This window comes from Agromyces protaetiae, from assembly GCF_004135405.1.
In the GTDB taxonomy this organism is placed as follows: Bacteria; Actinomycetota; Actinomycetes; order Actinomycetales; family Microbacteriaceae; genus Agromyces; species Agromyces protaetiae.
The window spans coordinates 301,833-324,836 of sequence record NZ_CP035491.1; the positions used below are offsets into that span (position 1 = coordinate 301,833).

19 protein-coding genes and 1 pseudogene are annotated in these 23,004 nt (G+C 71.8%); 11 read left to right on the top strand and 9 right to left on the bottom strand.

Annotated elements, in window-relative coordinates; all coding sequences use genetic code 11:
* Window positions 1–122: 122 nt before the first annotated feature.
* The 3 genes from ET445_RS01405 (at window position 123) to ET445_RS01420 (ending at window position 3,377) form a co-directional block, all read left to right on the top strand.
* Window positions 123–1,127, top strand: coding sequence for an isopenicillin N synthase family dioxygenase (locus ET445_RS01405; RefSeq protein WP_129188163.1), 1,005 nt, complete (start codon window positions 123–125; stop codon window positions 1,125–1,127).
* A 127-nt stretch (window positions 1,128–1,254) separates the two neighbouring features.
* Complete coding sequence (locus ET445_RS18395; protein WP_341769727.1) at window positions 1,255–2,094, top strand: YciI family protein; 840 nt, start codon at window positions 1,255–1,257, stop codon at window positions 2,092–2,094.
* A gap of 80 nt (window positions 2,095–2,174) precedes the next feature.
* Window positions 2,175–3,377, top strand: coding sequence for an RNA polymerase sigma factor (locus tag ET445_RS01420; protein ID WP_243695280.1), 1,203 nt, complete (start codon window positions 2,175–2,177; stop codon window positions 3,375–3,377).
* Window positions 3,378–3,392: 15 nt separating this feature from the next.
* Here ET445_RS01420 and ET445_RS01425 read toward each other — a convergent pair whose 3' ends face one another.
* A complete protein-coding gene (locus ET445_RS01425) occupies window positions 3,393–6,059 on the bottom strand; it encodes a phosphoenolpyruvate carboxylase (protein WP_129188165.1) in 2,667 nt (888 codons plus the stop codon).
* A 169-nt stretch (window positions 6,060–6,228) separates the two neighbouring features.
* On the opposite strand from ET445_RS01425, the gene ET445_RS01430 reads away from it, so the two are divergent.
* The 4 genes from ET445_RS01430 to ET445_RS01445 all read left to right on the top strand — a co-directional run bounded on the left by ET445_RS01430 (window position 6,229) and on the right by ET445_RS01445 (window position 9,918).
* On the top strand, window positions 6,229–7,206 hold the full coding sequence (locus tag ET445_RS01430; RefSeq protein ID WP_129188167.1) for an ABC transporter ATP-binding protein: 978 nt from the start codon (window positions 6,229–6,231) through the stop codon (window positions 7,204–7,206).
* On the top strand, window positions 7,203–8,006 hold the full coding sequence (locus ET445_RS01435; RefSeq protein ID WP_129188169.1) for an ABC transporter permease: 804 nt from the start codon (window positions 7,203–7,205) through the stop codon (window positions 8,004–8,006). The genes ET445_RS01430 and ET445_RS01435 overlap by 4 nt, the downstream gene beginning before the upstream one ends.
* Before the next feature lie 77 nt (window positions 8,007–8,083).
* Window positions 8,084–9,262 carry a sensor histidine kinase gene (locus ET445_RS01440; RefSeq protein WP_129188171.1) on the top strand — a complete coding sequence of 393 codons (1,179 nt, stop codon included), beginning with the start codon at window positions 8,084–8,086 and terminating at the stop codon, window positions 9,260–9,262.
* Complete coding sequence (locus tag ET445_RS01445; RefSeq protein WP_243695281.1) at window positions 9,259–9,918, top strand: response regulator; 660 nt, start codon at window positions 9,259–9,261, stop codon at window positions 9,916–9,918. The genes ET445_RS01440 and ET445_RS01445 overlap by 4 nt, the downstream gene beginning before the upstream one ends.
* Before the next feature lie 228 nt (window positions 9,919–10,146).
* Here ET445_RS01445 and ET445_RS18225 read toward each other — a convergent pair whose 3' ends face one another.
* From ET445_RS18225 to ET445_RS18710, 3 genes and pseudogenes are all read right to left on the bottom strand, one after another.
* Window positions 10,147–11,838 (bottom strand): lytic polysaccharide monooxygenase, encoded by a 1,692-nt coding sequence (locus tag ET445_RS18225; RefSeq protein WP_165314257.1) that lies wholly within the window; start codon window positions 11,836–11,838, stop codon window positions 10,147–10,149.
* A 242-nt stretch (window positions 11,839–12,080) separates the two neighbouring features.
* Complete coding sequence (locus ET445_RS01455; RefSeq protein ID WP_481725607.1) at window positions 12,081–12,920, bottom strand: fibronectin type III domain-containing protein; 840 nt, start codon at window positions 12,918–12,920, stop codon at window positions 12,081–12,083.
* Window positions 12,918–13,528: pseudogene (locus ET445_RS18710) on the bottom strand (lytic polysaccharide monooxygenase); the annotation flags it as partial. The gene ET445_RS01455 and the pseudogene ET445_RS18710, both read right to left, overlap by 3 nt.
* Before the next feature lie 177 nt (window positions 13,529–13,705).
* Here ET445_RS18710 and ET445_RS01460 point away from each other — a divergent pair.
* Complete coding sequence (locus tag ET445_RS01460) at window positions 13,706–15,832, top strand: APC family permease (RefSeq protein ID WP_129188177.1); 2,127 nt, start codon at window positions 13,706–13,708, stop codon at window positions 15,830–15,832.
* Between the two features lie 268 nt (window positions 15,833–16,100).
* Here the strand turns inward: ET445_RS01460 and ET445_RS01465 are convergent, their stop codons facing one another.
* On the bottom strand, window positions 16,101–16,769 hold the full coding sequence (locus ET445_RS01465) for a LuxR C-terminal-related transcriptional regulator (RefSeq protein WP_129188179.1): 669 nt from the start codon (window positions 16,767–16,769) through the stop codon (window positions 16,101–16,103).
* On the bottom strand, window positions 16,762–18,021 hold the full coding sequence (locus tag ET445_RS01470; RefSeq protein ID WP_165314259.1) for an ATP-binding protein: 1,260 nt from the start codon (window positions 18,019–18,021) through the stop codon (window positions 16,762–16,764). The genes ET445_RS01465 and ET445_RS01470 overlap by 8 nt, the downstream gene beginning before the upstream one ends.
* Before the next feature lie 116 nt (window positions 18,022–18,137).
* Here ET445_RS01470 and ET445_RS01475 point away from each other — a divergent pair, with 116 nt between their 5' ends.
* The 3 genes from ET445_RS01475 to ET445_RS01485 are packed head-to-tail and all read left to right on the top strand — an operon-like array spanning window position 18,138 to window position 20,874.
* Complete coding sequence (locus ET445_RS01475) at window positions 18,138–19,808, top strand: PspC domain-containing protein (RefSeq protein WP_129188183.1); 1,671 nt, start codon at window positions 18,138–18,140, stop codon at window positions 19,806–19,808.
* Entirely contained in the window at window positions 19,805–20,131 is a 327-nt protein-coding gene (locus ET445_RS01480; RefSeq protein ID WP_129188184.1) for a hypothetical protein, read from the top strand. The genes ET445_RS01475 and ET445_RS01480 overlap by 4 nt, the downstream gene beginning before the upstream one ends.
* A 38-nt stretch (window positions 20,132–20,169) precedes the next feature.
* The gene (locus ET445_RS01485; RefSeq protein ID WP_243695283.1) at window positions 20,170–20,874 is read left to right on the top strand and encodes a potassium channel family protein; all 705 of its coding nucleotides are present in this window, start codon (window positions 20,170–20,172) and stop codon (window positions 20,872–20,874) included.
* A 7-nt stretch (window positions 20,875–20,881) separates the two neighbouring features.
* On the opposite strand, the gene ET445_RS01490 is transcribed toward ET445_RS01485, so the two are convergent.
* The 3 genes from ET445_RS01490 to ET445_RS01500 are packed head-to-tail and all read right to left on the bottom strand — an operon-like array spanning window position 20,882 to window position 22,999.
* Window positions 20,882–22,087, bottom strand: coding sequence for a UDP-N-acetylmuramate dehydrogenase (locus ET445_RS01490; protein ID WP_129188186.1), 1,206 nt, complete (start codon window positions 22,085–22,087; stop codon window positions 20,882–20,884).
* Window positions 22,088–22,094: 7 nt separating this feature from the next.
* The gene (locus ET445_RS01495; RefSeq protein WP_129188188.1) at window positions 22,095–22,550 is read right to left on the bottom strand and encodes a MaoC family dehydratase; all 456 of its coding nucleotides are present in this window, start codon (window positions 22,548–22,550) and stop codon (window positions 22,095–22,097) included.
* Complete coding sequence (locus ET445_RS01500) at window positions 22,550–22,999, bottom strand: FAS1-like dehydratase domain-containing protein (RefSeq protein ID WP_129188190.1); 450 nt, start codon at window positions 22,997–22,999, stop codon at window positions 22,550–22,552. The genes ET445_RS01495 and ET445_RS01500 overlap by 1 nt, the downstream gene beginning before the upstream one ends.
* Window positions 23,000–23,004: the final 5 nt, after the last annotated feature.

Consider the following 23,004-nt stretch of genomic DNA (forward strand, 5'->3'; position numbering starts at 1 on the left):
CCGACGCGCCCGCGTCGTGCGCCGACGCATCCGGACTCCCGGATGATTCGCCGCCGACGTTCGGAGGATGCCGAGGCCGCCGTACCGGCGCATCCCGGCACCTTCGAAAGGACCCATCCGCCATGTCCGGCATCCCCGTCATCGACCTGTCGCTCTTGAACGGCACCACCGAGCAGCAGGCGCAAGTGCGCGACGAGCTGCGCCGCGCGACCCACGAGGTCGGCTTCTTCTCGATCATCGGCCACGGCGTGCCGCAGTCGTTCATCGACCGCGCGTACGACGTCGCACGGGCGTTCTTCGCCCTGCCCGAGTCGCACAAGCTCGCGATCGAGAACGTCAAGAGCCCGCACTTCCGCGGCTACACGCGCATGGGCGGCGAGCGCACGCTCGGCCGCGTCGACATCCGCGAGCAGCTCGACATCGGCGCCGAGCGACCCGCGGTCGCCTTCGGCGCCGACACCCCCGACTACTGGCTGCTCGAGGGCGCGAACCAGTGGCCCGAGGCGCTGCCCGAGCTGCGCGAGGTGGCCGAGGAGTGGATCGCACGGCTCGACGTCGTGGCGTCGCGCCTGCTGCACGCGTGGGCCGAGGCCCTCGGCGCGCCCGCCGACGTGTTCGACCGCGCGTTCGAGCGGCCGTCGCCGCACATCAAGATCGCCCGCTACCCGGGTGTCGAGTCGGAGCAGCCGGCACAGGGCGTCGGCGCGCACAAGGACCTCGGCGTGCTGACCCTGCTCTCGGTCGAAGACGGCAAGGCGGGCCTCCAGGTCGAGCACGACGGCGAGTGGATCGACGTCGTGCCGCCCAAGGGCGCCTTCATCGTCAACATCGGCGAACTGCTCGAGATCGCGACCGACGGGTACCTCAAGGCGACCCTGCACCGCGTCGTCTCCCCCGCCCCGGGCACCGAACGCATCTCGATCCCGTACTTCCACGGGCCCGCCCTCGACGCCCGCGTGCCGTCGCTCGAGCTGCCCGCCGAGCTCGCCGCCGAGGCGCCCGGGGTGACCGACGACCCCGCGAACCCGCTCCACGCGGTGTTCGGCGAGAACTGGCTCAAGAGCCGGCTCCGCGCGCACCCCAACGTCGTCGAGGCGCAGTACCCGCACCTGCTCGTCGGGGCGTGAGCGCGATCGGCGGATGTCTCGAGCCCGCGCGTGCGGCTCGAGGCATCCGCCGTCTCGCACGGATGTCGATCCGGGCTTCCGCCGTTCGTCGTACGTGCGTAGCGTGACCGAGAGAGAGGATTCCACCATGGAGTACGCGCTGTTCTACGCACAGGGTGCCGACCCCGTGTCCTACGACCCCGCCGACGAGGACATCGCGGAGTGGGTCGAAGACCTCGAGACGCGGGGCCTCGTCGAAGCGGGCGAGCGGCTTCGTCCCGACGAGGACGCGACCGTCGTGCGCGTGCGCGCCGGGCGGATCCTCGTGACCGACGGACCGTTCGCCGAGGCGAAGGAGTCGATCGGCGGGTACGACATCATCGACGTGCCGCACCTCGACGACGCGATCGAGATCGCCTCGCGGCACCCCGCGGCGAGGTTCGGCCAGGTGTCGATCCGCCCGTTCGCGCGGCCCGCGGTCGCGGTCACCCCGCCCGATGCGCGCATCGTCCCCGCCGACTTCGCAGACCGGCCCGAGACGGGGCGGCGCTACTTCATGTCGGTCGTCGTCGACCCGACCGGCGAACCCGACGAAGGCGGCTACCCGACGGAGTGGGTGCGCGAGATGGACGGGCGCGGCGCACGTCACTTCGGCGAGCCGCTGCGGCCACCCGCCGACACGACCGGGGTGCGCCGGCGGAATGGCGAGGTCATCGTCTCGGACGGCCCGTTCGCCGAATCGAAGGAGTGGATCGCGGGGTTCGACCTCATCGAGGCGGCGGACCTCGTCGAGGCGGTCGAGATCGCGGCCAAGCATCCGATGGCGAGAAGCGGACTCATCGAACTCCGGCCGCTGTGGCCGTTCGCCCTCGACGACGACCACTTCGCGAGGTTCGAGCGCGAGGCGGCCGAGCGAGGCCGCCGCAGCGAGCCTTCGTCGGACGAAGTGCTCGCGGCGCTCGCCTCGCTCACGGAGGCGGCCGGCTGACCGGATCGCCCGACGTCGACGACGCGCTGCGCACCGCCTTCGAGGGCGAGTGGGCGCGCGTCGTCGCGACGCTCATCCGGGTGACGGGCGATTGGGACGTCGCCGAAGAGGCGGCGGCGGGTGCGTTCGAGCGCGCGGCGACGACGTGGGCGCGCGACGGGGTTCCCCGGAATCCCGGCGCGTGGCTCACGACGTCGGCTCGGAACCTCGCACTCGACCGCCTGCGGCGGCGCGGCGTTGAGCGGGGCAAAGTGCAGGAGTGGCTCACGATGGAAGCGTTCGAGGGACGGATGCGCGGGCCCGACGACCCGGCCGACATCGTCGGCGCACGCGCGGCCGAACCCGACTGGGACGACCGGCTGCGGCTCGTCTTCACGTGCGCCCATCCGGCGCTGCCGATGGACGCGCGAGTCGCGCTCACCCTCCGGGCCGTCGGCGGGCTCGAGACCGGGGAGATCGCCCGGGCTTTCTTCGTGCCCGAGGCGACGATGGCGCAGCGGATCGTGCGTGCGAAGCGGCGGATCCGCGACACCGGCATCCCCTACCGCGTTCCGCCGCCCGAGCAGTGGGCGGCACGCCTCGACGGCGTGCTCGCGACCCTCTACCTCATCGCCAACGAGGGCTATCTCGCATCGTCGGGCGACCGGCTCCAGCGCCTCGACCTCGCGGCCGAGGCGATCCGGCTCGCACGGCTCGTCGTCGGGTTGGTTCCGGATGACTCGGAGGCGCGAGCACTCCTCGCGATGCTCCTGCTCCAGCACGCGCGGTCGAGCGTGAGGGCGGATGCCTCGGGCGACCTCGTTCCCCTCGATGAGCAGGACCGCTCCTCGTGGGACGCCGCGGAGATCGCCGAGGGGCTCGCGCTGCTCGAGGCATCCGGACCCGGCTCGACGACCGAGCGCGGCCCGTACCGCCTCCAGGCCGAGATCCAGGCCGAGCACGCGCGCGCCGAGACACCGGCCGAGACCGACTGGGCGGCGATCGCCGCCCGCTACGACGAGCTCGCCACCCTCGGGCACTCGCCCTTCGTCGAACTCAGCCGCGCCATCGCACACGGCTTCGCCGAGGGACCTCGAGTCGCACTCGCCGCACTCACCGAACTCGAGGCATCCGGATCACTGCGCGGCTACCACCTGCTGCCCGCCGCTCAGGCCGACTTCCTGCGCCGCGCGGGCGACGCGAGCGCCGCAGCCGCGCGCTACCGCGAGGCGATCGCGCTCGCGCCCACCGACCCCGAGCGCCGCTACCTCGAACGGCGGCTCGCGAACCTCACGGGCGCGTAGCCGCACCGCCGACCGTCACCCCGTGTTCTGCAGGCCCGCCGCGACGCCGTTGACCGTGAGGAGCAGAAGGCGCCGATCGGGGTCGTCGGCCGACGGCTCGACCGTGCTGCGGAACGTGCGAAGCGCCCGCAGCTGCAGGAGCGACAGCGCATCGACGTAGGGGCTGCGCAGGCGCACCGTGCGGCGCAGCACCGGGCGGCCGTCGAGCAGGCCCTCGCGACCCGACGCGCGGATGACCCACTCGCGCGTGAGCGCGAGCTCGTCGAGCACGAGCTGTGCGAGGTCGTCGCGGTCGCCGAGCGAGAGGTAGCGGCGGGCGATGCGCTCGTCGGTCTTCGCGAGCGACATCTCGACGTTGTCGACCATCGCCGTGAAGAGCGGCCAGCGACGGTACGCGTCTTGCAGCACCTCGACGTCGCCGACCTCGGCGAGCGCCGACCCGAGCCCGAACCAACCGGTGAGGTTGATGCGGGCCTGCGTCCACGAGAACACCCACGGGATGGCCCGGAGGTCTTCGAGCGACGACACCGACAGGCCGCGACGGGCGGGCCGCGAACCGAGCGCGAGCTGTCCGACCTCTTCCATCGGGGTGACCTGGGCGTACCAGGGGGCGAAGCCGTCGGCCTTCACGAGGTCGAAGAAGCGCGCGCGGGAGACGCGGTCGAGGCGCGCCCCGAGCTCGGCGAAGTCGGTCGCCGCCTGGCGGTTGCGCGCCTCGTTCGACGGGCTCGACGCGAGCAGCGTCGCGGCGGCCATCTGCTCGAGGTGGCGCTCGGCGATCTGGTGGTCGCCGTAGCGGGCGAAGATGACCTCGCCCTGCTCGGTGAGCTTGAAGCGGCCGTCGACCGACCCCGGCGGCTGCGCGAGCACGGCCTCGTTCGCCGGCCCGCCGCCACGCCCGAGCGCGCCGCCGCGACCGTGGAAGAGGGTGAGCTCGATGTCGTTCTGCGCCGCCCACTCGGCGATGCGGCGCTGCGCGAGGTTGAGCGCGAGCGTCGCCGACACGGGACCGACGTCTTTCGACGAGTCGGAGTAGCCCAGCATGACCTCGAGCGCCCGGCCCGTCTCGGCGAGGCGTGCCTGCACCTGCGGCAGCGCGATGAGCCCGTCGAGGATGCCCGTCGCGGCGTCGAGGTCGGCGAACGTCTCGAAGAGCGGGATGACGTCGAGCACGGGCACGTCGGCGGGGTCGTCGAACGCGGCCTGCGCGAGCTCGAACACGTTGGCCAGGTCTTCGGCCGACTGCGTGAACGACACGATGTAGCGCCGCGAGGCGCGCACACCGTACCTGCGCTGCAAGCGCGCGATGGCGTGGAAGACCTCGAGCACCTCGAGCGTGCCGTCCGACCGTTCGCCTCCCGCGCGGATCTCGTCGAGCGCCTTGCGGTGCACGGCCGAGTGCTGGCGGATCTCGAGCTCGGCGAGATGGAACCCGAACGTCTCGACCTGCCAGATGAGGTGCTGGAGGTCGCCGTTCGCGCTGCGTGCGGCCCCGCCCGCACTGAGCGAGCCCTGCAGCACGCGGAGGTCGTCGACGAGCGCCTCGGGCGACGCGTAGGCGATGCGGTCGTCGCCCGTGCGGGTCGCCGCGATGCGCGCCGCGATCACGAGCAGCACGCGCCGGTGCGGCTCGTTCGCCGCTCGGATGCCGATCCGCGACGCGATCTCGGGTGCGAGCGCGGCCTGCGCGGCCGCGAGCGCTTCGAGGGCGGCGTTCGGCGGCGTCGCAGCCGAGTCTTGCGTGAGCGTGCGGCCGATGCGGGTCGCCGCGGCTTCGAGCCCGAGGAGGACATGCTCGGCCTGGATGGCGGCGGCCTCTTCGGTGACCTTCGCGGTCACGAACGGGTTGCCGTCGCGGTCGCCGCCGATCCACGAGCCGTATCGCACGAACGCGGGCGCCTTCGCGGCGTCGAGTCCGGCGCGTTCGCCCTGCAACCAGTCGTCGAGCAGGCGGTACACGCGCGGCACGACCTGGAACACCGTCTGGTCGAAGATCGACATCGCCGTGCGCACCTCGTCTTGCGGGGTCGGGCGGGTCGTGCGGATGGGCGACGTGCGCCAGAGGGTGTCGATCTCTTCGAGGAGCCGGCGGTCGAGCTCGGCCGTCGGGAGTGCCCCGAGCACGGCGCCCTCGCGCGCGGTCAAGAGGTCGGCCACGCGGCGGATCGCCGACGCCACGGCGCGACGGCGCGCCTCGGTCGGGTGCGCCGTGAAGACGGGGTGGAACCGCAGGCCTTCGAGGCGGCGGCGCGCTTCGTCTTCGCCGACCTCGGCGGTGAGCCGCTCGACGGCGCCCGCGAGCGAGTCACCGGCTGCGTCGGTGCGCGCGGCGCGCTCGCGGAGGACGCGCACGCGGTGGTGCTCCTCGGCGAGGTTCGCGAGGTGGAAGTACACCGTGAACGCCTTCGCGACCTGCTCGGCGCGCTCGGTCGAGAAGCCGTCGACGAGCGCTTCGGCGCGACGGATGGCGTCGTCGTCGCCGCTCTCGTACGCGGCGATCGTGAGGGCGCGAAGCTGCTCGACGTCGGCGAGGAGGTCATCGCCGCCGGCCTCGGCGATGACGCGGCCGAGGAGTTCGCCCAGGAGTCTGACGTCGGCGCCGAGCGGCGCCTCGACGCTCCCTCGGATGTCGTCGCGGTCGTCGAGCGGATCGGCGGGGAGCGCAGGGGTGGTGGAACTCACGGTATCGACCTTAACGAATCGTCATGTCGGGCGCGTTTCAGGGTCGTCGCATGACAGGCGCCGGATGTCCCGCGCGGGCGCATGCGCCGGGACATCCGCCGATCGGGGGATGCGAGAACCATCCGCCCGGGGGCTGTCGGCTCGCGCACACGAGCGGGATCCTCGAACCATGGCAACCAGCAACCGGAAGACGGAGATCGCCGACGCCGCCGTGCGCGTGCGCGGACTCCGCAAGGACTACGGCGGGAAGCACGCCGTCGACGGCATCGACCTCGACGTCGCCCGCGGCGAGACGTTCGCGCTCCTCGGCCCGAACGGCGCCGGCAAGTCGACGACGGTCGAGATCCTCGAGGGCTACCGCTCTCGCACGGAAGGCGAGGTCTCGGTGCTCGGCACAGACCCCGCCCGCGGCGGCCTCGACTGGAAGGCGCGGCTCGGCATCGTGCTGCAGTCGACGGGCGAGTCGGGAGTCATGACGGTGCGCGAGCAGCTCAAGCAGTTCGCCGGGTACTACCCGAATCCACGGCCCGTCGACGAGGTCATCGCGGCCGTCGGCCTCGAAGACCAGGCGGGCACGCGCATCGCGAAGCTCTCGGGCGGGCAGAAGCGACGGGTGGATGTCGCGCTCGGCATCATCGGCCGCCCCGAACTGCTGTTCCTCGACGAGCCGACGACGGGCTTCGACCCCGAGGCCAGGCGCGAGTTCTGGGGACTCATCCGGGGACTCAAGTCGGAGGGCACGACGATCCTGCTGACGACCCACTACCTCGACGAGGCAGCCAGGCTCGGCGACCGCGCGGGCGTCATCATCGGCGGCAGGCTCGTCGATGTCGGCCGCATCGACGAGATCGGCGGCGCCGACGCGCGTGTGCCGATCGTCAGGTGGCGCGGGGCCGACGGGCTCGTGCGCGAGCAGCGCACGCAAGCGCCCGCAGCCCTCGTCGCGGCGCTCGTCGCCGAGTCGGGCGGGACCGGAGGAGCCGAGCCCGAAGACCTCGAAGTCATCCGCCCCAGCCTCGAAGACGTCTACCTCGACCTCGTGCGCCGCCACGGCGGTGCCCCGGAGGCATCCGGCGACACCGAGACATCCGCAGCCTCCGAGACATCCGGAGCATCCGCCTCGACTCAGGAAGGAGCGATCGCATGAGCACGCTCGCCATCGGCGCCTCGCGCGTCGGCTACGAGACGAAGGGGTACTTCCGCTCCCTCGACACCGTGTTCTTCACGTTCCTCTTCCCGCTCATCATGCTCGGCATCTTCACCGCCGCGTTCAGCTCGTCGGGCGACATCGGGCCCGAGGGGGCGCAGATCAGCGTCGGCGCGTACTACCTGCCGGGCATGCTCGCCGCGGGCGTGCTGCTGTCGGGCGTGCAGAACCTCGCCGTCGACATCGCGACCGAGAAGAGCGACGGCACCTTGAAGCGCCTCGGCGGAACGCCGCTCTCGCCCGTGTCGTACTTCCTCGGCAAGATCGGCCAGGTGTTCGTGACGGGCATCCTGCAGGCCGCCGTCCTGCTCCTCGTCGCGCGCGTCGCGTTCGGCATCGAACTGCCGACCGAGCCCGCCCGCTGGATGACGTTCGCGTGGGTCTTCGTGCTCGGCCTCGTGACGAGCGCCCTGCTCGGCATCGCGCTCTCGGCCGTGCCGCGGAGCGGCAAGTCGGCCACGGCCGTCGTCGTGCCGATCGTGCTCGTGCTGCAGTTCATCTCGGGCGTGTACCTGCAGTTCAGCATGCTGCCCGAGTGGATGCAGAACGTCGCAAGCGTCTTCCCGCTCAAGTGGATGGCGCAGGGCATGCGCGCGGCGTTCCTGCCCGACGAGTTCAAGGCGCTCGAGCAGAACGGCGCGTGGGACCTCGGCTGGGTCGCGCTGGCCCTCGTGGCGTGGCTCGTCGTGGGCCTCGTGATCAGCCGCATCACGTTCCGCTGGATCAGGCGGGACGCGTGAGCGGATGCCTCGCCCATCGTCGGCCCGGCCCGCCTCGCGGCGGCGCCGGGCCCTCGCGCGCGTGAGAGCATGACGACATGCTGAACCGGCGCTGGTGGGATGTCGCGGCGATCGCGATCGTCGTCGTGAGCGTCGCGTTCGTGCTCGTCGACATGCCGTTCGGTCCGCAGGACTGGGGCGTGTGGGTCGTCGCCGCGGTCTTCCTGCTCGCCTACTTCGCGTACCTCCGCCGCCACCTCGTCGAGGACGGCGACCAGCGCCACTACTTCCCGGCGGTCACGCTCCTCGCGGTCATCGTCGCCGTCGGCTGCTTCTTCGACCCGTCGTTCGCGACGATGCAGACCTTCGCCTACCCCTACGTCTGGGTCACGACCGAGTCCAAGCGGCGCGCGATCATCGGCAACGTCATCGTGGCCGTGGTCGTCGCCATCGGCTACGGGCTGCACTTCGGCCCGAGCGGGTACCTCGCCGCCGCGGGCATCGCGGCCCTCTCGCTCGCGTTCAGCCTCGCGCTCGGGCTCTGGATCTCGCGCATCGCCGAGTACTCGGAGGAGCGCGGGCGGCTGCTCGCCGAACTCCAGGCCGCACAGGGAGAACTCGCCACGGCGCACCGCGAGGCGGGCGTCATGCAGGAGCGCGCCCGGCTCGCGCGCGAGATCCACGACACGATCGCGCAGTCGCTCACGGGCCTCGTCATGGTCGCCCAGCGCACGGGCAACCGGCTCGCCCACGTCGCCGGCGACGAGGCCGAGGCCGCGCGCGGCGACGTGTCGCTCATCGAGGACATGGCGCGCGACGCCCTCACCGAGGCACGCGGCCTCGTCGCGTCGCTCGCTCCGGTCGACGTCGAGACCTCGCTCGCCGACGCGCTCCGCAGGGTCGCGAGCGGGTTCGCGCGCGAGACGGGCATCGAGGTCGAGGTCGCCGCGTCGGGGCCGCGGCTCGACCCCGAGCTCGAGGTCGTGCTGCTGCGGAGCGCACAGGAGGCGCTCGCGAACGTGCGCAAGCACGCGGATGCCTCGCACGCGTGGATCGACGTCGACGTCGGGCCGGATGCCGCCACACTCCGCGTGCGGGACGACGGCGTCGGTCCAGGCGACGCCCGCATCGGCGAGCGCGGGTTCGGCCTCGCGGGTGTCCGCGACCGCGTCGCGCTCGTGGGCGGAAGAGTCGCCTTCGGGGCGGCCGGGGACGGCGGCGGCACGGTCCTCGAGGTCGAGGTGCCGGTGGCGGATGTCACGGGGGTCGACCCGTGAGCACGGCCGCGCCCCGAGGCATCCGGATCGTCGTCGCCGACGACCACCCCATCGTGCGCGCCGGCATCGTGGGCCTCCTCGAATCGGCCGACGACCTCGAGATCGTGGGCGTGGCCGCCGACGGCGCCGAAGCCGTCGCGCTCGCAGCCGCGGCGAAGCCCGACCTCGTGCTCATGGACCTGCGGATGCCGGTGCTCGGCGGGGCCGACGCGACCCGGCTGATCGTCGAATCGGGCGACGCGCGCGTGCTCGTGCTCACGACGTACGACACCGATGAAGACCTGCTGCCCGCGATCGAGGCGGGCGCGAGCGGCTACCTCTTGAAGGCCGCCCCGCAGGACGAGATCCTCGCGGGGGTGCGCGCCGTCGCTGCGGGCGAGACCGTGCTCGCCCCGTCGCTCGCCGCGAAGCTCATGCGGCGCGTCCGCGCCGACCAGGTCGCCGCACGGCACGCCGCCGCCGTTCCGTCGCTCTCGCCGCGCGAAACCGAGGTGCTGCGGCTCGTCGCCGACGGGCGCTCGAACCCCGAGATCGCGCGGCATCTGCACCTCGGCGAGGCGACGGTCAAGACGCACCTCGCGCACGTGTTCGAGAAGCTCGAAGTCGGCGACCGCACGCGCGCGGTGACCCGCGCGATGGAGCTCGGGCTGCTGTAGCCCTGCCCGGCCCCCTCCCCGCACACCCGCGCCCCACCCACCTGCGCCGCGCCCGCGAGTGGGCACTTCGGCACAGTCCGGCGTCTTCACAACCGTGCCGAACCGCCCACTCGCTGGGGTCGCGGGCGGGAGTCGGGCGTGGGGTCGGGCGGGGCGGGCCCGGAGAGACGCGAAAGGCGGGGCCGGGAAGAAGGACTTCCCGGCCCCGCCGTGTGCGGTGGAACGGCGCTACGCGATCGGCTTCCAGAGCGAGAGCGCCGCGATCCAGTTGGCGTCGCCGACGCCCGTGTGGGTCTGGACGGCTTCGTAGTTCTTGCCGTTCCAGGTGACCTTGTCGCCCTTCGTGTACGAGCCCTTGGGGTTCCACGTCGGGTACGTGCCCGGGTTCGTCGTGGCAGCCGGGGTCGTGACCGAGAGGATCGCCGACGCGGCCGAGACGTTGCCCGCGGCGTCGACCGCGCTCACGCGGTAGCGGTACGTCGTCGACGCGGCAAGCCCCGTGTTCTGGTAGGTCGTGCCTGCGACGACGGCGATCTGCTGGAACGCGCCCGTCGCCGTCGCGCGGTCGAGGCGGTAGCCCACGACGCCCTTGTCATCGGTCGACGCGGTCCACGAGAGGGTCGCGCTCGACGAGGTCGTCGCCGTGATCTTGAGACCCGCCGGCACCGAGGGCGCCTGCGTGTCGACGGTCGTCGCAGCGGCGGTCGTGACCGAGAACACCGTGCTGGCCGCCGACGCGTTGCCCGCGGCATCCACCGCGGTCACGCGGTACCGGTACGCGGTCGCGGCAGCGAGGCCCGAGTCGAGGTAGCTCGTGCCGGTCGGCGTGGCCACCTGCGCGAAGGCACCCGATCCCGTCGCGCGCTCGACGCGGTACCCCGTGACGCCGACGTCGTCGGTCGCCGCCGTCCACATGAGGTCGACGCTCGACGAGGTCGTCTCCATGCTGTGCACGCCCGCGGGCGCGCTCGGCGCCTGGGTATCGGTCGTCGTGCCGGCGGCTGTCGTGACCGAGAAGACGGTGCTCGCCGCCGAGGAGTTGCCCGCGGCATCCACCGCGGTCACGCGGTAGCGGTACGCGGTCGCGGCAGAGAGGCCCGTGTCGGAGAAGGTCGTGCCCGAGACATCCGCGATCTTCGCGAATGCGCCCGTGCCCGTCGCGCGTTCGACCTTGTACCCTGTGACGCCCTTGTTGTCGGTCGACGCGGTCCACGCGAGGTTGACGCTCCACGCGGTCGTCTCGGTGCTCTTCACGCCCGACGGCACCGAGGGCGCCTCGGTGTCGGGCTGCGCGACCCCTCCGGGCTGGATGTCGACGTCGACGACGTTATAGAACGCGTTGGCGGTGTCTTCGACCTCCCACACGGCGAGGATCACGTAGTAGCCCGTGCGGTCGCTCGGGATGTTGATCGTGTGCGTCGGGTAGGTGTTGGCGGGCTTGCCGTTGCCCTCGACGGTCTGCAGGAGCTCGAAGTCACCGCGGTCGAGAGGTGCGTTCGGGTCCCACCCCTTCTTCGTGATGTAGTAGCGCCACTCGTCGGTGTTGTGGGGGGCCGTGTAGGTCCAGCCGAACGTGTGCGCGCCGGGCGACACGACGTTCTTCACCCACCGCGTCGAGGTCTGCTCGTCGAGTTCGCTCCAGTTCGCGTGCCCGGCCGACGCGATGTGCCCGTCGGCGGGCCCCGTCGCCGGGAAGCCGCCCGTGGCTTCGAGGCTCTGCGGTTCGTACTGGATTCCGCCGAGGTTCGTGTTGCCGGGCGTCACCTGGCGGGCGGTGAGTTCGGAACCCGACCCGCCGATGTACCCGTGCGCGAATGCGGGCACGGCCACGCCGCATGCGACCATCGCACCCGCCAGTACGCCCGCTGCCGCGAAGGCGCCGAGCCTGGGCTTGCGATTCCGAGAGATGTCTTCCACCACTCTTCCGTCCTTTCCTCCGGCGGCGAGGGGCCGCTCGGGTCTCGGCGCGGCGGTGCGTCGCGCCCGAGGGCCGACGATACGGGTGGGCATGGGGCGAAGGCGTCCGCAGTTCCACCGACCCGATACGCGTTCCTACGGATATTCCGAAAGAGTGTTGCCGGCTGTCTCGCGGCGGATGTCTCGCACACGCGAAACGGGGCCGGGGCGTGCGCCCCGACCCCGCCCGAGGTGCTCGCCGTCAGTTATCCGACGACCTTCCAGAGCGAACCGGCGTTGATCCAGTTGGTGTCGCCGACGCCCTGATAGGTCTGCACGGCCTCGTAGACCTTGCCGTTCCAGGTCACCCGGTCGCCCTTCGTGTAGGCGCCGCGGGAGTTCCACGTCGGATACGTCGGCGTCGTGCCCGACGAGGTCGTCACCGAGATCGTCGTGCTCAGCCCCGACACGTTGCCCGCGGCATCCACCGCGCTCACCCGATACCGATAGGTGGTCGCGGCTGCGAGCCCCGTGTTCTGGTAGCTCGTCGTCGTGACCTGCGCGACCTGCTGGAACGCGCCCGTCGCGGTCGCCCGCTCGACGCGGTACCCCGTGACGCCGCGGTCGTCGGTCGACGCGGTCCACGACAGGTTCACGCTCGATGACGTGACGCCGCTCGACGCAAGCCCGGTCGGGGCGCTCGGCTGCGTGGTGTCGGGCGTCGTGCCCGACGCCGTCGTCACCGAGAACACCGCGCTCGCGGCGGACACGTTGCCCGCGGCATCCACCGCGCTCACCCGATACCGATACGTCGTCGACGCAGCCAACCCCGTGTTCAGGTAACTCGTACCCGCGGGCGTCGCGACCTGCGCAAACGCCCCCGACCCCGTCGCCCGCTCGACGCGATAGCTCGCGACGCCGCGGTCGTCGGTCGACGCGGTCCACCGCAGGTCGACGCTCGAGGCCGTCGTCGCCGCGCTCGTGAGCCCGGTCGGCGCCGACGGCGCAGTCGTGTCGGGCGTCGACGTGCCCGGCTGGATGTCGACGTCGACGACGTTGTAGAAAGCCGCGCCCGTGTCGTCGATCTCCCACTGGGCGAGGATCACGTAGTACCCCGTGCGGTCGCTCGGGATGTCGATCGTGTGCACCGGGTAGGTGTCGGCCGCGCGGCCGTCGTACTCGAACGTCGCGAGCACCTCGAAATCGCCGCGGTCGAGCGGCTCGTTCGGGTTCCACCCCTTCTTGGTGATGTAGTACTTCCAGTAGTCGGTGTTGTGCGGCGCCGTGTAGGTCCACCCGAACCTGTGGGGCCGGGCGTCACGACGTTCTTGACCCACCGTGTCGCGGTCTGCTCGTCGAGGGCCGAGAAGGTCGACTTGCCCGCGGAGGCGATGTGTCCGTCGGCCGGCCCCTCGGCGGGGAAGTTGCCGCCGCCCTCGAGGCTCTGCGGCTCGTAGACGATGGCCCCGAGCCCGGTGTTGCCGGGGGTGACCTGGCGCGCGGTGAGGTCGGAGTTCGCCCCGCCGATGTAGCCGTGCGCGTACGCAGGCGCGGTGACGCCCGACGCGATGAGGGCACCCGCTAGGATGCCCGTCGCGAGGGCTGCGAGCGCGATCGGCTTTCGCTTTCGGCGGCCGTGCAGATGCTCGTTGACGTGGTGCTGCTGGTGCGGTCGGTTGTGGCTCCGGTGCAGATTTCGAGAGATCGATTCCATGTGCCCATCCCCTTCACGACGCTGTGCGCCGCCCCATCGGGCTCGGCGGGCTGCCGTGCCCGCTCGCGACGCTACGACTGAGGATTTCTCGCGGCGTCCGCGGAATCACCGATCCGGTACGTGGAACCACGTATCCGGAGGCGGTCTTCGCATTGCGTTCCGTTCGCGGCGGGCGTAGTGTCGCCGGTCGTGACTAGCGAACCTCGCGAGTCGGGGGCGGATTCCCCGGCCGCGAAGCGGATCCTGATCGGTGATCCGCTCTCGTCGGAACACGCCGACGAACACCTCCTCCCCAAGAAGATGGCACTGCCGATCTTCGCGTCCGACGCACTCTCCTCGGTGGCCTACGCACCGCAAGAGCTCCTCATGATCCTGCTCACCGGCGGGCTCGCGTTCTTGAGCTTCAGCCCCTGGATCGCGACCGCCGTCGTCGTGCTCCTCATCGTCGTCGTCCTGAGCTACCGGCAGCTCATCAAGGCGTACCCGTCGGGCGGCGGCGACTACGAGGTCGCGCGCAAGAACCTCGGCGAGATCCCGGGCGTCGTCGTCGCCGCCGCACTCCTCGTCGACTACGTGCTGACGGTCGCCGTGTCGGTCGCGTCGGGCGTCGACAACATCATCTCCGCGATCCCCGCCCTGAACCCCGGCCGCGTCGAGCTCGCCGTCGGGTTCGTCATCCTCATCGTCATCGTGAACCTCCGAGGCGTGCGCGAGGCATCCCGTGCGTTCGCCATCCCGACCTACGTGTTCATCGGTTCCGTCGGCGTCATGATCGTCACCGGCCTCATCCGCACCCTCGCGGGCGACGCACCCGTGGCGTCGAGCGCCGGGTTCGCCGTGCAGGCCGAAGACCTGACCCAGGCCGCCGTCATCCTGCTCGTGCTGCGCGCGTTCTCGAGCGGCTGCTCGGCGCTGACCGGCGTCGAGGCAGTGTCGAACGGCGTGCAGGCATTCCGCAAGCCCAAGATCCGGAACGCCCAAACGACCCTCGCCCTGATGGGCACGATCGCGGCCCTCCTCTTCGCGGGCCTCACGGCGCTCGCCCTCATCACGGGCGTGCACTACGCCGAGAACCCGTGCCACCTCGTCGGCTTCGACTGCGAGAACCTCGTGCAGCCGAGCCTCATGGCACAGGTCGCGGCGGCGACGTTCGGCGGCGGGTCGATCCCGTTCTTCATCATCCAGGCCGCGACGGCGTGCGTGCTGCTGCTGGCCGCCAACACGGCATTCAACGGCTTCCCGCTGCTCGGCGCCGTGCTCGCACGCGACGGCTACGCGCCGAAGGCGCTCAACACGCGCGGCGACCGGCTCGTGTACTCGAACGGCATGATCATCCTCGGCATCGGCGCGATCGCCGTGCTCGTGGTGTTCCAGGCCAACCTCACGCAGCTCATCCAGCTGTACATCATCGGCGTGTTCGTGTCGTTCTCGCTCGGGCAGATCGGCATGATCCGGCACTGGAAGCGCTCGCTGCGCGACCTCGCGGCCATGTCGACGCCGATCGACGCCGACATCGCGCGCGAGCGCCAGAAGACCGCGTTCGCCGCGCGCAAGGGACTCGTCATCAACTCGCTCGGCGCGTCGATGACGGTGCTCGTGCTCGTCATCGTGACGATCACGAAGTTCACGCACGGGGCCTGGCTGGTGTTTCTCGCGATCCCCGTGCTCGCCCTGCTCATGGTCGGCGTCAGCCGTTACTACCGCGATGTCGAGCACGAGATCGCGGTGGATGACACGACCCACTTCGGCTCGACGGGCGACGTCGCGCTCATCCTCGTGAACCGCCTGCAGAAGCCCGTCGTGAAGGCGGTCGACTACGCTCTCGCGGCACGGCACGAGAAGACGCTCGCGATCCACGTCGCCGTCTCGAAGGAAGACGCCGAGAGCGTGCAGCGCGAGTGGGAGGCCCACCGCATGCCGATTCCGCTCGTCGTCATCGAATCGCCGTACCGCACGTATGCGGGCCCCATCGCGTCGTTCATCAACGCGTACCGCGAGCAGCACGGCTCGTCGGTCGTCACGGTCTATCTGCCGCAGTACATCGTGGGCCACTGGTGGGAGTCGCTCCTCCACAACCGGCGTGCGAGTCGCATCGGGCAGCAGCTCATGCTGCTCCACGGTGTGACGATCACGCTCGTGCCGTGGCTGCTCGACTCGTCGGAGCTCATCTACGGCCGCCGGTCGCGGCCGGTGCCCGGCCAAGAGCGCGCGGGTCGCCCGTTCGAGCGCACGACGGGGCCCGCGACGGGCACGATCACGCTGCCGATGGCCGATCCGAACGGTCGGCGGCGCGAGCCCGAGTAGGCGCGCGGCTTCCCACTTCCCACTCCCCGCTTTCCACCGAAGACCTCGTCTTTCGCCGCGGCGGTGCCGAAGTGCCGCCGCTTCAAAGCATCCGCGACCCCAGCGAGGGCAGTGCAAGATCGTGCGGACCCCGGTGCCGAAGTGCCGCCGCCACTCGGCGAGACGGCATCATCCGACCGAGACGGCGAACGTGCATGCAGGAGCGCGATGGAGCGGGCCGAAGGCTCAACGGTGCCGACTCAACGGTGCCGACTCAACGGGTGTCGGCTCACAGCAACCGGCGCGCGCTCGCCCACGCGGTGAGCTCGTGCCTGCTCGAGAGTTGCAGCTTCCGCAGCACCGCCGACACGTGGCTCTCGACGGTCTTCGTCGAGATGAAGAGCTCGGACGCGACCTCCTTGTAGGCGTAGCCGCGCGCGATGAGCCGCATGACCTCCTGCTCGCGCGCCGACAGGCGGTCGAGCTCGTCGGGGGCGGCGGCGGTCTCGCCGGCCGGCGCGCCGAAGGCGTCGAGCACGAATCCAGCGAGCTTGGGCGAGAACACGGCGTCGCCGTCGGCGACGGCGCGGACGGCGCGGCTCACGTCGGCGCCCGAGGAGCCCTTCGTGATGTAGCCGCGGGCGCCCGCGCGGATGACGCCGACGACGTCTTCGGCGCGGTCGGAGACGCTCAACGCGAGGAAGCGCGTGCCCGGCACGGCGGGCGCGGAGCGCCGGATCACCTCGGCACCGCCCGTCGATCCCTCGGGCACGTCGCCCGGCAGGTGCACGTCGAGGAGCACGACGTCTGGCGCGGCCTCGGTCACGGCCGCGACGGCGGAGGCGACGTCGGATGCCTCGCCCACGACCTCGATCGAGGGGTCGAGGTCGGCCTTCAAGCCCGAGCGGAAGATCGAGTGGTCGTCGACGACGACGACGCGAACGGATGACTCAGCCATGCGTCTCCTCGGGGGCGGGAACGGTCAGCGGGGCGGGCGCAGCGGCAGCGGGCGCACCGGCAGCGGACACGGCGGCGGCGGACACGGCCAGCGCGACCGCCCGCACGGGGAACCGCAGCCGCACCTCGGTGCCCTGCCCGCCCGGCCCGACGCCGACCTCGGCGTCTCCCCCGGCGCGCTTCATGCGGCCGATGATCGACTGCCTGACGCCGAGGCGGTCGCCCGGGACATCCGCCAGGGCGAAGCCCGGTCCGCGATCGCGCACGAACACCGACGCCTGCTCGCGCGACGACTCGACGTACACCGACACCTCGCCGCCCGCGTGCCGGGCCGCGTTGAGCATGGCCTCGCGCGCGGCGGCCGCGAGCTCGCCGCTCGCGCGCTCACTCGTCTCGCCGACGACGACGACGTCGACCGTCACGGGGAAGTCGATCTCGAGGTCGGCGGCGAAGTCGCGGAGCTCCGTGCCGAGGTCGCGGTCGACGGGCGCGTCGCCCGCGTAGAGCCAGTCGCGGAGCTCCCGCTCCTGCGCCCGGGCGATGCGCGCGACCTCGCTCGTCGCGCCCGCGCGGTTCTGGATGAGGGCGAGCGTCTGCAGCACCGAGTCGTGGAGGTGGGCGGCGATCTCGTTCCGCTGCTCGTCGCGGATGCGGCGCGTGCGCTCCTCGGTGAGTTCTCGCCATTGCGTCACGAGGGTGGGGGCGAAGACCGCCAGGATGCCGAGGGCCGCGGCGAGTGCGAGGAGGAACGACGGCATGGGCGCGAACGACGACCCCGAGCCGAGCACGAGCCATCCGGCGACCGCCGCAAGGAGGGCGGTCGCGACGATGCGGATGACGAGCTCGTGCCGGGGCCCGCGGGCGGAGTCGGGGCGATCGATGAACCCGGCCCAGGCGCCGGCCGCGACGGCGAGTCCGATCGTTGCGAGCGTCGAGACCGCCCACGCGCTCGACGCGTCGGGCCAGTCGAGCGTGCGGCCGCCGCTTTCGACGACGACCGCTGCAACGAAGGCGAAGGTCGAAGCCGTAACGAAGATCCACGCGACGGGGGCGCGCCGGCTCGGCCGCGCCTCGCCCTCGGCCCACGGCGTGAACGCCCACAGCCAGAGGTAGAGGAGCACTCCGAACCCGCCGAGCGCGCCCGTGACGACGAACCCGAGGCGCGCCGCCCACACGGGCACGCCGAGCTGGGCTGCGAGCCCCGCCGACACCCCCGTCGCGACGCAGGCGCGCGGGCGCGTCATCCGTTCCATGCGGTTCATCCAATCAGACCGAACTGACGACGGAGCCGCCCCGACCCCGACGTTCAGGGTCGGATCAGGGTTCCACCCCATAGCGGGTGCGCCGCCGCGGGCGGCACGATCGAAGCATGGACACGAACACCGCCGAATCACGCCCAGCGCCCGACGGCCGGCAGGGGGATGCCGCGACGGAGAGCCCGCAGGGTTCGGCGGGGTTCGCTCCTGACGGGGGTCGCGACACCGGCACCCACGAGCAGGCGGATGCCACGGGGGACGGCTTCTTCCCGTGGCTCCGCCGTCTCGGCGTGCCCCGTCGCGACGGCTGGCTCGGCGGCGTGTGCGCGGGCGTCGCCGCCCGCCTCGGCATCGACCCGATCATCGTGCGCGGCGTCGTGTTCGTCGCAGCCGTGCTCGGGGCGCCGTTCGTGCTGCTCTACGCGATCGCGTGGCTGCTGCTGCCCGACACGGCCGGCCGCATCCACCTCGAACGACTCCTGCACGGACGCGTCGACACCGCGGTCGTCGGCATCGCCGTCATGGGCGTCGTCGGGTTCTTGACCCTCGTGCAGGGCGGCTGGTTCGGCTGGCGCTGGTGGCCCGACATGTCGACGTTCACCGACCCGATCTTCGGGCTGAACTTCGGTCCCGTGCTCCGCGTCTTCTGGACCCTCGCCGTCATCGGCGGCATCGTCTGGCTCGTCACGTGGCTCATCACCCGCTCGGTGCGGAGCAACGGCACGGCCGCGGTGCCCGCCCCCGGGCACCACGGCACGTCGGCGCAGGGTGCGAAGGCATCGGTTCCGGATGTCTCGGCCGCCGCCGTCTCGTCGGACACTGCGCTTCGACAGGCTCAGGGAGCGGAGTCCGACGCTCCCGAGGCGCCCGAACCTCCCGCCGCGCCGCTCGCATTCGCGGCGACCGCGCCGACCCCTCCCGCCGACGGCGCCGACGCCGCGGCGATCGCCGAGTGGCGTGCGCAGCACGACGCGTGGCGCCGCTCGCACGCCGAGTGGAAGGCGGGCCAAGACGAAGCCGCCCGCGCCGCGCGCGCGCAGGCCGCCGCCGAGAACAAGGCCCGCGCCCGGGAGTACGCCGCAGCCGCCGACGCCGCGCGCGCTGCGCGCCGGAAGTCGCGCCCGCGCACGAGCGCCGCCTACGTCTTCACGGTGATCGGGCTCGCGCTCGTCGCGGGCGCGGCCACCGGGCTGCTCGCGAGCGCATCGAGCGGGTCGCGCTCGTGGTCGCTGCCGGCCGCCTTCGCCGTCGCGACCCTCGTGCTCGCGGCCGGCATGATCGTCGCCGCACTGCGCCGCCGCCGCGGCGGGTTCCTCGCGTTCGTGACCGCGATCGCGACCGTCGTGACGGTCGTCGGCAGCCTCGCCCCGACCCAGGCGACCCTCGTCCCGTGGCAGGGATACGGCATCAGCTCGGTCGAGTCGGGCTCGTACTTCCAGCCGACGGGGTACATCAACATCTTCGCCGACCGGCACACGATCGCCGCCGACGGCACCCCCGAGATCGAGCTCACCCAGTGGTGGGGCGGCGGGCTCTCGCTGAACATCGACGACGGCGCACGCGTCGAGCTCGTCGTCGACCGACCAGGTGACGGGTACGCGAGCATCGTGCGCTACAACGCAGACATGTCCGACGCGGTCGGCGAGCAGGTTCGGATCGACAACCCCCTCCGACTCTCGTACGGAGGCGGCTGGAACAGCGGCCCGCCCGACCTCCGCATCCACCTCGTCCAGCGGACCCCCGGCTGGGTCGACATCCAGATCAGACCAGGGAGCGCCGAGTGAGCGACACGAACGACACCACCGAGACGAACGACACCATCGAAACGAGCAGCACCGCGGACGCCCTCCCCGGTCCGACGATCCGCTGGGGCGCGCTCGCGTGGGGTCTCATCTTCGCGAGCATCGCGGGCGTCGTCCTGTGGCTCTCGACGGGCGCCGATCGACGCGACGCCGTCGAGGCGTGGCTCCGGACGATCGGACCGGTGGAATTCGGGTTGTACGCGATCCTCGCCCTCGGCGCCCTCGCCGTCGTGTTCGGCGTCGTCGGCCTCATTCGTCGCGGCGAGCGCCAGCGCGCCGTGCGGCGGCGGCACGAGGCATCCTGAGCCTGTCGCGGGGCCGCGCCCGCTCCTAGAGTGTGCGCATGATGACTCAGCAGCGCTGGCAGAAGCTCATGGAGTGGCCGCTCGTCGCGGCATCCGTCGCGTTCCTCGTGGCGTATTCGTGGGAGGTGCTCGGCGACCTGGAGGGCCGTGACGCGATCGCCGTCGAGTCGGTCATCTGGGCGACCTGGGCGCTGTTCGTCGTGGACTACCTCGTGCGATTGTTCCTCGCCGAGCACCGCGGGCACTGGTTCTTCGCGCACCTGTTCGACCTCGCCGTCGTCGTGCTGCCCATCCTGCGTCCGCTCCGGCTGCTCAGGCTCGTCACGATCCTCGCAGTGCTCCAGCGCACCGCGGGCCGCGCGTTCCGCGGTCGCGTCGTCATCTACGCGGCGGGCGCGTCGGTGCTCCTCGTCTACCTTGCCGCGCTCGCCGTGCTCGACGCCGAGCGCGGTCACGGCGGCGCGATCCAGACCTTCCCCGAAGCGCTGTGGTGGGCGTTCGTGACGATCACGACGGTCGGCTACGGCGACTACATCCCCGTCACCGGCACGGGCCAGCTCGTCGCCGTCGGCGTGATGGTGGGCGGCATCTCGCTCATCGGCGCCGTCACGGCGACGTTCGCGTCGTGGATCGTCGAGAAGGTCAACGAGGCGAACGAAGAGGACCACGCCGCGACGAAGGCGCACATCGACCAGGTCATGGCCGAGCTGCGTGAGATCAAGGCGCTCGTCGGGCGGGAGTAGCGGCGCGCTACAGCTCGACCCCCACGAACACGGGCTCGGGGAAGAGCGTGATGCCGAACTCCGACTGCACGCGACCCCGCACGAAGCGCGCGAGCTGGGCGATCTCGGCGGCGGTCGCGCCTCCCCGATTCGTGAGCGCGAGCGTGTGCTTCGAGCTGATCGCCGCGCGCGAGCCCGGCAGGGCGAAGCCGCGGCGGATGCCCGAGTGCTCGATGAGCCACGCGGCCGACAGCTTCACGAGCGGGCCGACGGCCGCGGTGGTCGCGACGGCGGACGACGACGACGCGACGGATGCCTCGACCTCGGCCTGATGGGCGAGGAACGCGTCGAGCGGCGACTGGCTCGCAAGGTCGGCGATGGGAACGACCTCGTCGGGCTCGTCGGGCTCGACGTACCAGCGCGGCGCGTCGGCGGGCAGCGTGCGGGCGACCTTCTCGCTCACGATGGGGTTCGTGAAGAACGACCCGGCGCTCACCGAGTCACGGTCGTCGGGGTCGAGCACCATGCCCTTCGAGCGGCGCAGGCCGAGCACGGCCTCGCGCACGCGCGCGAGCGGCACGCGGTCGCCGAGCTGCACGCCGAGCGCCCCCGCGAGCTGCGCGTATGCGACGGGCGCGCCGATCGCCTCGCCGAGCACGGCGCGCTCGGCGGACGTGTCGTGCAGGTCGAGCTCGACCGAGACGACGATGCCCGCCAGCCCCTGCTTCAGCACCGACGTGCGGTAGCCGAGCTCGAGCTCGTCGGCCGTCATGCGGCGCGGGCGGTCGGCGCCCTCGTCGAGGAACTCGACCGCGACGAGCACCGACGAGAGCTCTTGCCCGTACGCGCCGATGTTCTGCACGGGCGCGGCACCCACCGACCCGGGGATGCCCGAGAGCGCTTCAAGACCCGAGTACCCCTGCTCGACCGTCCAGGCGACCAGGTCGTCCCACGTCTCGCCCGCCTGCACCCGCAACCGCACGGAACCGGGCGTGCCCGAGGCATCCGGAAGCACTTCGATCCCGCGCGTGGCAACCCGAACGACCGTGCCTGCGAACCCGTCGTCGCCGACGAGCAGGTTCGACCCGCCGCCGACCGCGAGCCAGCCGGCCGGGTCGTCCCACGCGTCGACCGCGAGGTCGACGAGGTCGCGCTGGGTCGTCGCCGTGACGAGCCGCCCGATCGGGCCGCCCACCTGCAGCGTCGTCAGGTCTGCGAAGCGCACCTCGGTCATCGGAGCATCATGAGAGGGTGACGCGCACCTGCGCCTTGCCGAGCACCGTCTCGCCGCCGACCGTCACGGTCAGGTCGATGCGGGCCGTGCGGGCGTCGGCGTCGAGCTCGGCGACCTTCGCGACGACGGTGACGATCGCGCCGAGTTCGGGGTCGACGACGATCGGCCGTGTGAAGCGCACCTGGTAGTCGGTGACGCGGTTCGGGTCGCCGACCCAGTCGACGACGGGCTGGATGGCGAGGCCCATCGTGAGCATGCCGTGCGCGAGCACGCCCGGAAGTCCGACGGCCTTCGCGACGTCGTCGCGGTAGTGGATGGGGTTGAAGTCGCCCGACGCGCCCGCGTAGCGGACGAGGGTGTCGCGCGTGAGGCCGAAGACGCGCTCGGCGACGACGTCGCCCACGGCGAGCGCGGCCACGTCGGGCAGTTCGAACGCGGTGGGAGCGGTGGGTGCGGTGGCCATCAGTCGTCTCCTCGCACGACGAGCGACGACAGGGCGGTCACGACGAGCTCGCCCTCTTCGTCGATGATGCGGGTCTCGGCGGTCAGCATCGAGTTCGCGCCGAGGCTGCGGATGCGGGTGATCTCGAGTTCGGCCGTCAGGACGTCGCCGGCGACGATCTGACGGTTGAAGATGAACTGCTGGTCGCCGTGGACGACGCGCTTCAACTCGATGCCCGCGTCGGGGTCGAGGAAGAGCTCTTCGCGCACATGCTCTTGCAGGAGGCCCGCGAAGGTCGCCGGGGCGACGACGTCGCGGTAGCCGGCGGCGACCGCGACCTCGGGGTCGAAGTGGATGGGGTGGGTCGCGAACACGGCGCGAGCGAACTCGCGCACCTTCTCGCGACCGACGAGGTACGGCACGTCTGACGTGAGCACCCGGCCCAGAAGCTCGTCGGGGTTCAGTGGCATCCCGT

Excerpts from the sequence above, each read along its gene's own strand:
- ET445_RS01405 (WP_129188163.1), top strand. The coding sequence starts at position 123 with ATGTCCGGCATCCCCGTCATCGACCTGTCGCTCTTGAACGGCACCACC.
- ET445_RS18395 (WP_341769727.1), top strand. The coding sequence starts at position 1,255 with ATGGAGTACGCGCTGTTCTACGCACAGGGTGCCGACCCCGTGTCCTAC.
- ET445_RS01430 (WP_129188167.1), top strand. The coding sequence starts at position 6,229 with ATGGCAACCAGCAACCGGAAGACGGAGATCGCCGACGCCGCCGTGCGC.
- ET445_RS01435 (WP_129188169.1), top strand. The coding sequence starts at position 7,203 with ATGAGCACGCTCGCCATCGGCGCCTCGCGCGTCGGCTACGAGACGAAG.
- ET445_RS01440 (WP_129188171.1), top strand. The coding sequence starts at position 8,084 with ATGCTGAACCGGCGCTGGTGGGATGTCGCGGCGATCGCGATCGTCGTC.
- ET445_RS01465 (WP_129188179.1), bottom strand. The coding sequence starts at position 16,769 with ATGGCTGAGTCATCCGTTCGCGTCGTCGTCGTCGACGACCACTCGATC.
- ET445_RS01470 (WP_165314259.1), bottom strand. The coding sequence starts at position 18,021 with ATGGAACGGATGACGCGCCCGCGCGCCTGCGTCGCGACGGGGGTGTCG.
- ET445_RS01475 (WP_129188183.1), top strand. The coding sequence starts at position 18,138 with ATGGACACGAACACCGCCGAATCACGCCCAGCGCCCGACGGCCGGCAG.
- ET445_RS01485 (WP_243695283.1), top strand. The coding sequence starts at position 20,170 with ATGATGACTCAGCAGCGCTGGCAGAAGCTCATGGAGTGGCCGCTCGTC.
- ET445_RS01490 (WP_129188186.1), bottom strand. The coding sequence starts at position 22,087 with ATGACCGAGGTGCGCTTCGCAGACCTGACGACGCTGCAGGTGGGCGGC.
- ET445_RS01495 (WP_129188188.1), bottom strand. The coding sequence starts at position 22,550 with ATGGCCACCGCACCCACCGCTCCCACCGCGTTCGAACTGCCCGACGTG.
- ET445_RS01500 (WP_129188190.1), bottom strand. The coding sequence starts at position 22,999 with ATGCCACTGAACCCCGACGAGCTTCTGGGCCGGGTGCTCACGTCAGAC.